General features: G+C 68.0%; 7 protein-coding genes. 6 read left to right on the forward strand and 1 reads right to left on the reverse strand.

What is annotated here, in order from left to right:
• The first annotated feature begins 197 nt into the window (after positions 1-197).
• The 5 genes from tkt to fba all read left to right on the forward strand — a co-directional run bounded on the left by tkt (position 198) and on the right by fba (position 6,528).
• Positions 198-2,195 (forward strand): transketolase, encoded by a 1,998-nt coding sequence (tkt, locus tag Q8O26_RS19710; RefSeq protein ID WP_305578749.1) that lies wholly within the window; start codon positions 198-200, stop codon positions 2,193-2,195.
• A gap of 99 nt (positions 2,196-2,294) precedes the next feature.
• The gene (gap, locus tag Q8O26_RS19715) at positions 2,295-3,305 is read left to right on the forward strand and encodes a type I glyceraldehyde-3-phosphate dehydrogenase (RefSeq protein ID WP_305578751.1); all 1,011 of its coding nucleotides are present in this window, start codon (positions 2,295-2,297) and stop codon (positions 3,303-3,305) included.
• Between the two features lie 192 nt (positions 3,306-3,497).
• Positions 3,498-4,685: a phosphoglycerate kinase gene (gene pgk, locus Q8O26_RS19720; protein WP_305578753.1), complete on the forward strand. Its 1,188-nt coding sequence runs from the start codon at positions 3,498-3,500 to the stop codon at positions 4,683-4,685.
• A gap of 51 nt (positions 4,686-4,736) precedes the next feature.
• A complete protein-coding gene (locus tag Q8O26_RS19725; RefSeq protein ID WP_305578755.1) occupies positions 4,737-5,372 on the forward strand; it encodes an alpha/beta fold hydrolase in 636 nt (211 codons plus the stop codon).
• An 88-nt stretch (positions 5,373-5,460) separates the two neighbouring features.
• Positions 5,461-6,528 carry a class II fructose-bisphosphate aldolase gene (gene fba, locus Q8O26_RS19730; protein ID WP_305578757.1) on the forward strand — a complete coding sequence of 356 codons (1,068 nt, stop codon included), beginning with the start codon at positions 5,461-5,463 and terminating at the stop codon, positions 6,526-6,528.
• A gap of 180 nt (positions 6,529-6,708) precedes the next feature.
• Here fba and Q8O26_RS19735 read toward each other — a convergent pair whose 3' ends face one another.
• Positions 6,709-8,634: a hypothetical protein gene (locus Q8O26_RS19735; protein ID WP_305578759.1), complete on the reverse strand. Its 1,926-nt coding sequence runs from the start codon at positions 8,632-8,634 to the stop codon at positions 6,709-6,711.
• A 188-nt stretch (positions 8,635-8,822) separates the two neighbouring features.
• Here Q8O26_RS19735 and Q8O26_RS19740 point away from each other — a divergent pair, with 188 nt between their 5' ends.
• Positions 8,823-9,494 (forward strand): thiamine phosphate synthase, encoded by a 672-nt coding sequence (locus tag Q8O26_RS19740; RefSeq protein ID WP_305578761.1) that lies wholly within the window; start codon positions 8,823-8,825, stop codon positions 9,492-9,494.
• Positions 9,495-9,532: the final 38 nt, after the last annotated feature.

Below are 9,532 nucleotides of genomic sequence, written 5' to 3' on the forward strand. Positions count from 1 at the left end.
TGCCCCGGAGCGACCGCCGCCGTGCCGCCATCTGGCGGTTTCGGGGCGCGGCAGGCCGAACCTGTCGAGGGGGCCATTGACTCGGGGGCCGTCGCTGATACGACACCGGCCCGACAGCCCGGTGGATGCTCTCCGGGCGTTTTTCCATGGAATGCGCGCCGTTTTCCGCCGAGGCGGCGCTGCGAGGAGCCGCTCCGATGTCCACAGTGATCCTGCCGCGGGCCCAGCACGACAAACTGGCCAATGCGATCCGCACCCTTGCGATGGATGCGGTGGAAAAGGCCAAGTCCGGCCATCCCGGCATGCCGATGGGCACCGCCGACATCGCCACGGTACTGTTCTCGCGCTTCATGAAGTTCGACGCGGCGAACCCGACCTGGCCCGATCGCGACCGTTTCGTGCTCTCGGCCGGCCACGGCTCCATGCTCGTCTACGCGCTGCTCTACCTGACCGGCGCGCCGGAAATGACGCTCGACGAGATCAAGAATTTCCGCCAGCTCGGCTCCAAGACCCCCGGCCATCCGGAAAATTTCATCACCAAGGGCGTCGAGACCACCACCGGGCCGCTCGGCCAGGGAATCGCCACCGCGGTGGGCATGGCGCTGGCCGAGAAGATGCTCGCCGCCGAGTTCGGCAAGAAGGCCGTCGACCACCACACCTATGTCATCGCCTCCGACGGCGACCTGATGGAGGGCGTCAGCCAGGAAGCCATCGCCATGGCGGGGCACTGGAAGCTCAACAAGCTCATCGTCCTCTTCGACGACAACGACATCTCCATCGACGGCCCGCTGTCGATCGCCGACTCGGTCGACCAGCTGAAGCGCTTCCAGGCCGCCGGCTGGCGTGCCGAACGCGTCGACGGCCATGACCCGGAGGCCATCGGCGCAGCCATCGAGCGCGCCCGCAAGTCCGGCAAGCCCTCCCTCATCGCCTGCAAGACCGTCATCGGCTATGGCGCGCCGAAAAAGGCCGGCACGTCCAAGGCCCATGGCGAGCCGCTCGGCGCCGAGGAGCTGAAGGGCGCCAAGGAGAAGCTCGGCATCTCGCCCGAGCCCTTCGCCATCGCCCCGGACGTTCTGGAAGCCTGGCGCAAGATCGGCGCCCGCGGTGCGAGCGCCCGCAAGACCTGGGAATCGCTGTTCGACACGCTGCCGCCGAAGAAGAAGGCCGAGTTCAACCGCCGCCTCGCCCACGAGAGGCCGGCCCGGCTCGCCAAGGCGCTCGCTGCCCACAAGAAGGCGCTGCTCGCCGCGCCCCAGCACATCGCCACGCGCAAGTCCTCGGAACTCGCCATCGAGGCGATCGTGCCGGCCATGCCGGAATTTCTCGCGGGCTCGGCCGATCTCACCGGTTCCAACAACACCAAGGCCAAATCCGCCGTCGCCTTCTCGGCGAAGAACCCGAAGGGCCGCTACATCCATTACGGCATCCGCGAGCACGGCATGGCCGCGGCCATGAACGGCATCGCCCTGCACGGCGGATTCGCGCCAAACGGGGCGACCTTCCTCGTCTTCACCGACTATTGCCGGCCGGCCATGCGCCTCTCGGCGCTGATGGGAACCGGCGTCGTCTATGTCATGACCCACGATTCCATCGGTCTCGGCGAGGACGGACCCACCCACCAGCCGGTCGAGCATGTCGCCGCGCTCCGCGCCATGCCGAACATGCGGGTCTTCCGCCCCTGCGACGCGGTCGAGGTGGCCGAGTGCTGGGAATTGGCGCTGGACCGCATCGACGGCCCGACGACCCTGGCGCTGACGCGCCAGAATCTGCCGCAGCTGCGCACCGATGTGAAGGTGAACCGCTCCGCCGCCGGCGCCTACGAGCTCTTCAAGGCCGAGGGCGGCAAGGCGCAGGTCACGCTCTTCGCTACCGGCTCCGAGGTCGAGATCGCCGTCGGCGCCCGCAAGCTTCTCGCGGAGAAGGGCGTCGTCGCCCGCGTCGTCTCCGTTCCCTCGCTCGACCTCTTCCTCGAACAGCCCGCCGAGATCCGCAAGGCGGTGATCGGTGACGCGCCGGTCAAGGTCGCCATCGAGGCGGGCGTGCGCATGGGTTGGGATGCGGTGATCGGCCATGACGGCATCTTCGTCGGCATGACCGGCTTCGGTGCCTCGGCCCCCTACAAGGAACTCTACAAGCATTTCGGCATCACGCCGGAGGCCGCCACCGAGGCGGTTCTGGCGCGGATCGGCTGATCTGCCTTGGGATTGACGTGATTGGGCGCCAGATCGCGACGCCCGCCCGCTGAACGGTTCGCTCGGGATGAGACGGGCCGCATGAAGGAGAGGACTTCCATGACCACCCGCGTCTTCATCAACGGTTTCGGCCGCATCGGCCGCAACGTCCTGCGTGCCATCGTCGAGGGCAAGCGCAAGGACATCGAGGTCGTCGGTATCAACGACCTCGGCCCCGTGGAGACGAACGCTCACCTGCTGCGCTTCGATTCGGTCCACGGCCGCTTCCCGGCCGAAGTCTCGGTCGACGGCGACACCCTCATCGTCGCAGGCAAGCGCATCAAGGTCACCGCGATCAAGGATCCGGCGGAGCTGCCGCACAAGGCGCTGAACGTCGACGTGGCGATGGAATGCACCGGCATCTTCACCACCCGCGACAAGGCCGCCGCCCACCTCAAGGCCGGCGCCAAGCGCGTGCTCGTCTCGGCACCCTGCGACGGCGCGGATATGACCGTCGTCTTTGGCGTCAACCACGACCAGCTGACGAAGGATCATCTCGTCGTCTCGAACGCCTCCTGCACCACCAATTGCCTCGCCCCCATCGCCGCCGTGCTCCACAAGACCTGCGGCATCGACAAGGGCTTCATGACGACGATCCACGCCTATACCGGCGACCAGCCCACCCTCGACACGATGCACAAGGACCTCTACCGCGCCCGCGCCGCGTCCCTGTCGATGATCCCGACCTCGACGGGCGCGGCGAAGGCCATCGGCCTGGTCATCCCCGAGCTCAAGGGCCGGCTCGACGGCACCTCGATCCGTGTGCCGACCCCCAACGTCTCGGTCGTCGACTTCAAGTTCCTCGCCAAGCGCAAGACCTCGGTCGAGAAGGTCAACGAGGCCATCATGAAGGCGGCCAGGCGCGGCCCGCTGAAGGGCATCCTCGGCTATACCGATCAGCCCAACGTCTCCATCGACATGAACCACGACCCGCATTCGTCGATCTTCGCCCTCGACCAGACCAAGGTCATGGATGAGAAGTTCGTGCGCGTGCTGTCCTGGTACGACAACGAGTGGGGCTTCTCGAACCGCATGAGCGACACCGCCGTCGCCATGGCGAAGCTGATCTGACGGCCAGGGCTGCGCCGGGTGTGCGGCCCTTCTCGCTCCGGGGCGTTTACCCCCGGCCACAAGCGTCATGCCCGGGCTCGTCCCGGGCATCCACGAATTCCGAGGCGTCGCGGTCACGTCGTGGATACCCGGCCCAAGGCCGGGCATGACGGGTAGCACCGCGGCCCCGAACCATCCTGCAGGCCGACCGCCATGACCTTCCGCACCCTCGATGATGCCAACCTCGCCGGAAAGCGTGTGCTCGTCCGCGTCGACCTCAACGTGCCCATGGAGGACGGCAAGGTCTCGGACCTGACCCGCCTCGAGCGCATCGTGCCGACTCTGACCGATATTGCCGACCGCGGCGGCAAGGTCATCATCCTCGCCCATTTCGGTCGGCCGAAGGGCGTCGATCCCTCCCAGTCCCTCAAGGCCGTCGTCCCGGCGCTCGCCGACGTGCTGAAGCGCCCCGTCGCCTTCGCCGCCGACTGCATCGGCGACGTCGCGGCGAGGGCCGTCGATGCCATCAAGCCGGGCGAGATCCTGGTGCTGGAGAACACCCGCTTCCACAAGGGCGAGGAGAAGAACGAGCCCGATTTCGTCAAGGCGCTGGCCGCCAACGGCGACATCTTCGTCGCGGACGCCTTCTCGGCCTCCCACCGCGCCCATGCCTCCACCGAGGGCCTCGGCCGCGTCCTGCCGGCCTATGCCGGGCGCACCATGGAGGCCGAACTCGACGCCCTGACCAAGGCGCTGGAAAAGCCCGAGCGCCCGGTCGTCGCCGTGGTCGGCGGTGCCAAGGTCTCCACCAAGCTCGACCTCCTCGGCAACCTGTCGAAGAAGGTCGACTTCCTCGTCATCGGCGGCGGCATGGCCAACACCTTCCTGGCCGCCGAGGGCAAGCCTGTCGGCAAGTCGCTCTGCGAGCACGACCTCGTCGACACCGCCCGCGCCATCGTCGCCGAGGCCGCGCAGAACGGCTGCCGCATCGTGCTGCCCGTCGACGTCGTCTGCGCGAAGGAATTCAAGGCCAATGCGCCGCACCGCGTCTGCGGCATCGATGCGGTCGCGGACGACGAGATGATCCTCGACATCGGGCCGAAATCCGTCGAGCACGTCGTGTCGGTCCTCGGCCGCGCCAAGACCCTGGTCTGGAACGGCCCCTTCGGCGCCTTCGAGCTGGAGCCTTTCGACAACGGGACCGTTTCCGTCGCCGAGGCCGCGGCAGAACTGACGCAGGCCGGCCATCTCGTCTCCGTCGCCGGCGGCGGCGACACGGTCGCGGCGTTGAACCAGGCGGGCGCGGCGGATCGCTTCACCTATGTCTCGACCGCCGGAGGCGCCTTCCTAGAATGGCTGGAGGGCAAGCCCCTGCCGGGCGTCGATGTCCTGAGAACCTGAAGGCGCGACCGTCGCGGGAAGCGGGCAGGGGGCTTGCGAGAGACACGAGCGATGACAAAGGCCCGGTGCCTCGCGCTGATGGTGGTCATGGCCCTGCTGGCCACGCTCGGCCCGACGCGCGCCGATGACTCCCGTCCGGCGGCCCTGCTGCTCGACGGCCTCTTCATCTATGTCCACCAGAGTTACGTCGGCGTCTCCGCCCTTGCCCCCATGCTGGAGCGGATGGGCTACAGCACCGCCGTCGATACCCATCTGATGACGCGGACGGCCCGCAGTGAGCCCGTGCTGATCATCGGTCATTCCATGGGCGGCGCGACGGCCCTGAGGCGGGCCCGTGAACTCGTCGAGGCCGGCAGGCCAGCCCCGCTGGTCATCACGATCGACGCCGCCTTCGGCTCACCGCCCTGTCCGGTGCCGCGCTGCATCAACTATTTCAGCCCCGGCTTTCCGAAGGTCGAGGGCGCCGAGAACATCGACGCCTGGCAGGCGGGCGCCTTCCTGGTCAACCACGCCATGCTGGCGACGAGCCCCGTCGTGCAGCAACTGGTGCTGGAGCGCGCCAATGCACTCATCGCTGAACGGGCCGCAGTTGCCGCCGCCGCCCGGAGCGAGACGCCTGAACCGCGCGCCACCCCGCCGCTCACCGCGCCGCTTCCCTTGCCGCGACCTTTTGGAACGAACCGCTGACGATGCGAAAGGACGGCTTTTTTTGGCCGCGTCCTTGCGCTAGAGGGTCGCTGCCCTTCTTTCAAGAACGTCAGGATGGAAACCGCCCATGGCCCGCATCACTCTCCGCCAGCTTCTCGACCATGCCGCCGAGAACGACTATGGCGTGCCCGCCTTCAACATCAACAACATGGAGCAGGCGCTGGCGATCATGGTGGCGGCCGATTCGGTCGATGCACCGGTCATCATCCAGGCCTCCCGTGGCGCGCGCTCCTACGCCAACGACATCATGCTCAAGCACATGATGGACGCCGTCACCGAGATCTATCCGCACATCCCTGTCTGCGTGCATCTCGACCACGGCAACGAGCCGGCGACCTGCATGACCGCGATCCAGGCCGGCTTCACCTCCGTCATGATGGACGGCTCGCTGAAGGCCGACGGCAAGACGCCCGGCGACTGGGACTACAATGTCGGCGTGACGCGGAAGGTGACCGAGATGGCCCATCTCGGCGGCATCTCGGTGGAGGGTGAACTCGGCGTGCTCGGTTCGCTCGAAAGCGGCATGGGCGAGGCCGAGGACGGCCATGGTGCCGAGGGCAAGCTCTCCCACGACCAGCTTCTCACCAATCCCGACGAGGCTGTGAAATTCGTCCAGGAGACGAAGGTCGACGCCCTCGCCATCGCCATGGGCACCTCGCACGGCGCCTACAAGTTCACGCGCAAACCGGACGGCAAGGTCCTCGCGATGAACGTCATCGAGGAGATCCATCGGAAGCTCCCGAACACCCATCTCGTGATGCACGGCTCGTCGTCGGTGCCGCAGGACCTGCAGGACATCATCAACAAGTTCGGCGGCCAGATGAAGCCGACCTGGGGCGTGCCGGTGGAAGAGATCCAGCGCGGCATCAAGCACGGCGTGCGCAAGATCAACATCGACACCGACAACCGGATGGCCATGACCGGCCAGATCCGCAAGGTGCTGTCGGAGCACCCCGGCGAGTTCGACCCGCGCAAGTATCTGAAGCCGGCCATGGAGGCGATGACCGCCCTGTGCCGGCAGCGGCTGCAGGAGTTCAACACCGCCGGCCAGGCCTCCAAGATCAAGCGCGTCGTGACGCTCGCCGACATGGCCAAGCGTTACGCCAAGGGTGAACTCAACCCGAAGATCGCCTGACCAACATTGCTGTCGGAGTGCGGAACGGGGAGGCGCGAGCCTCCCCGTTTTCGTTTGGTGTGAGGCCCCTGGCGCGCTCCCGAGACCGGCGTCATTTCGCGTCATTTCGCGTCATGCCCGGGACAAGCCCGGGAATGACGGGACGCGAGATTTTCGCCTATCCCCGCGCGAAGGCCCCCATCACTCGTTGGCCTTCACCGTGATGTTGAACATCGGCATGGCGGCGAAGGGCGAGCCGCGCATCGCAACCGCGAGGGCGGCGAGCGGGATGTCGCCCTTCGGCGTCAGGGTGATCGCGAGCGAGGTCGGATCGTCGAGGAACTCGCCGAAGGCCTCGACGATCTGCTCGGCGACGGCCCGGTCCTGGACGAACTGGCCGACGACGGCCCCGGCCTGGCCCTTGATCTGTTCTTTCAGGTCGTCTTCGCTCATGCCGGTCTGGCCGGCGAGATGGCTGATGAAACTCGCGACGCCGCCATCCTCCGTATAGGTGAGGGTGATGGCCCCGGCCTTGGCCGACAGCCCGAGAACGGCGGCGCTGCCGGGCAGTGCCTCGATCTGGGCACGATCGAGGCCACCGACCGTCATCACGAGGTTCAGCGATCCGACGTCATCGACCTCGACGTTGAAGGTCCGCATCCGCAATTCCTTCGCAGCCTCGACATATTCGATCTCGAGTTCCGCGCTCAGGCTGATGCTCTCGGTCAGGCCGAGCGGGGCGAACTGTGCCCGCTGCCGGGCATTGGTGAGCGGGGCGACGAAGCCGGCCAGCTTCGCCCGCAGGCGCGAGGGCATCATGCCAATGCGCGGGCCGCCCTCGATCTCGAAGCGGCCGAGCTTGGCAAGTTGCTGGCCGTTGGCGCGCTGCTTGACGTCGATGTCTTCGAAGAGGATGCGGGCGACATGGGGATAGGCCGCCGGCGGCACGCTCTGCCCCTGGTTGAACCGGCCGGCGGCGAAATCCTTGCCGAGGGCGAGAAGCCCGGAGCCGTCAATGCCCTCGACCGTGAACCGGCCGATCGTCGTGTCATGGCCGTCACGGGCGGACACGGCGACACCGGAAACCGAGATTGAGGCGAGCCTGCCCTGGGCGAGGCCCGACAGGCTGAAGCTTCCCATCCGGAACGGCAGGCCCTCCGGCGTATCGCCGGCGACGCCGGCGATCTCGAACCGCTCCATGTCGAAGCGTTCCATGAACTCCACCAGCAGGCCCGCCTGGCGACGGCGCGAGGCCTCATCCTGGGCGGGGCCGAGGGCCTGCATGCTCTGTGCGAGCGCGGCGATCGACTGTTCGCCGGGACGGATGGAGACCTTGCTCATGGTGATGGCGGCGATGGTGAAGGCCGGTGCACCGGGCAGGGGCGAGGCGATGGTGATCTGCTCGACCGTCCCGCTCTCCATCCAGGTGCCAACGGGACCGGACGCGCGAACCGAGGCGACGGAATCGAGGCCCGTCAGCCGGATGCGGCCGGCGGTGGCGCCGGGACCCGGCTGGCCGTCGCCGGGTGCGATCTGCGTGCCGCTGACGACCATTTCGGCGATCCGGCCGCGCTGGTAGCCGTTGATCGTGATGTCGCCGTAACGCGCCGTCTGCGAGCGGCCCTGCTGCGTCTGGGAGACGACCAGCCCGCGCGCGGTGATGGTCTGTGCCGAATAGCCGGTGGCGGTCGCCTCGTTGACCGCCTGCAGCAGGGGAGCGAGCGTCGCCAGGCTGCCCATGAAGGCGGCGAGCGATCCCTGCGCGCCCTGCAGTTCCACCCGCGCCAGCCTGTAGCCCTGCCCGTCGGCTCCGGTGCCCTCGACGTCCTCGATCAGGATGCGGGCATTCGCGAGGGCACCGTCTGCGCCCGCCGCGCCGGTGATCGTGGCGCGGCCGATCCGCACGCCGATCGGCGTCGCGCCGGTCGAGGAGAAGGTGACGTTGGCGAGCACGGCATTGCCGCCCTCGTCGCGCGCCTCGCCCACGGCGGCGCCGCCCATCTGCAACGACGGAAACGCCGCGACGGCCGCCCGCGACAGGTCGTCGGCGGGACCTGCGAGGGCTGTCGATCCCATCGCGAGCAGAAAGACGGCCGAGAGCCGGAAGGGCGAGGAAGAGCGCATCATGGTGATCCTGACGTGGCGGCGGCAGAGGATAGGCGGACTGGCGTCCCGCCGCGTCGGTTGATTTCCCGACGCGATGGCCGCATGGAAGCAAGGCTCGCGCCTCGATATTTCCAAACGATGTCGATCCCGCGTCGGTTTGCAACCATCCTTCCGTTTTTTCGCCGCTTTCCCCGCTAGGGTGCCGCTCGATGCGCGACAGCAGAACTCCCGATCCCGTAGAGACCCAGCTCATTCTGGTGACGCCCCTCCTGGATGATCCGGAGGGCTTTGCGCCTGTCCTCGCCGTTGCCCTCGCGGCCGGGCCGGTCGCGGCGGTGGTCTGCCGTTTCGCCGCCTGCGACGAGCGCACGCTCGTCAACCGCATCAAGGTCCTCGCACCCGTCGTGCAGAAGAACGGCGCGGCCTGCATGGCCGAGGCGTCGGCCGAAGCGGTGACGCGCGGCGGCGCCGACGGCATCCATCTCCTCTACCAGGCCGAAGCGCTCACCGAGGCCGTGGCGCGGCTCTCCCCGCAGCGCATGGTCGGCGTCGGCGGCCTCAAGTCGAAGGACGATGCCATGGCGGCCGGCGAGGCCGGCGCCGACTATGTGATGTTCGGCGAGCCGCAATCCTCCCGCTATGCCGAAAAGGACGGTCTTCTGCCGCCCTTCCATGCGGTCGTCGAGCGGGTCGCCTGGTGGGCCGAGGTGTTCCAGGTGCCTGTCGTCGGTTTTGCCCCCGATCTCGCCGGCATCGAGGCCCTCGCCCGTGTCCGCGCCGATTTCGTCGCCGTCGCCGGGCCGGTCTGGGATCATCCCGCCGGGCCTGCCGCCGCCGTTGCCGAGGCGCTGGCCCTGGCCCGCGCCGGGGCGGCGGCATGAGGCGCGGGGCTCTCGCCGCCCTTCTCGTCGCGCTCGCG

Source organism: Phreatobacter sp., from assembly GCF_030691135.1.
GTDB lineage: Bacteria > Pseudomonadota > Alphaproteobacteria > Rhizobiales > Phreatobacteraceae > Phreatobacter.

Bases quoted from the DNA above. Each gene is read 5' to 3' on its own strand.
- fba (WP_305578757.1), top strand. From the start codon at position 5,461: ATGGCCCGCATCACTCTCCGCCAGCTTCTCGACCATGCCGCCGAGAAC.
- gap (WP_305578751.1), top strand. From the start codon at position 2,295: ATGACCACCCGCGTCTTCATCAACGGTTTCGGCCGCATCGGCCGCAAC.
- Q8O26_RS19740 (WP_305578761.1), top strand. From the start codon at position 8,823: ATGCGCGACAGCAGAACTCCCGATCCCGTAGAGACCCAGCTCATTCTG.
- Q8O26_RS19735 (WP_305578759.1), bottom strand. From the start codon at position 8,634: ATGATGCGCTCTTCCTCGCCCTTCCGGCTCTCGGCCGTCTTTCTGCTC.
- Q8O26_RS19725 (WP_305578755.1), top strand. From the start codon at position 4,737: ATGACAAAGGCCCGGTGCCTCGCGCTGATGGTGGTCATGGCCCTGCTG.
- pgk (WP_305578753.1), top strand. From the start codon at position 3,498: ATGACCTTCCGCACCCTCGATGATGCCAACCTCGCCGGAAAGCGTGTG.
- tkt (WP_305578749.1), top strand. From the start codon at position 198: ATGTCCACAGTGATCCTGCCGCGGGCCCAGCACGACAAACTGGCCAAT.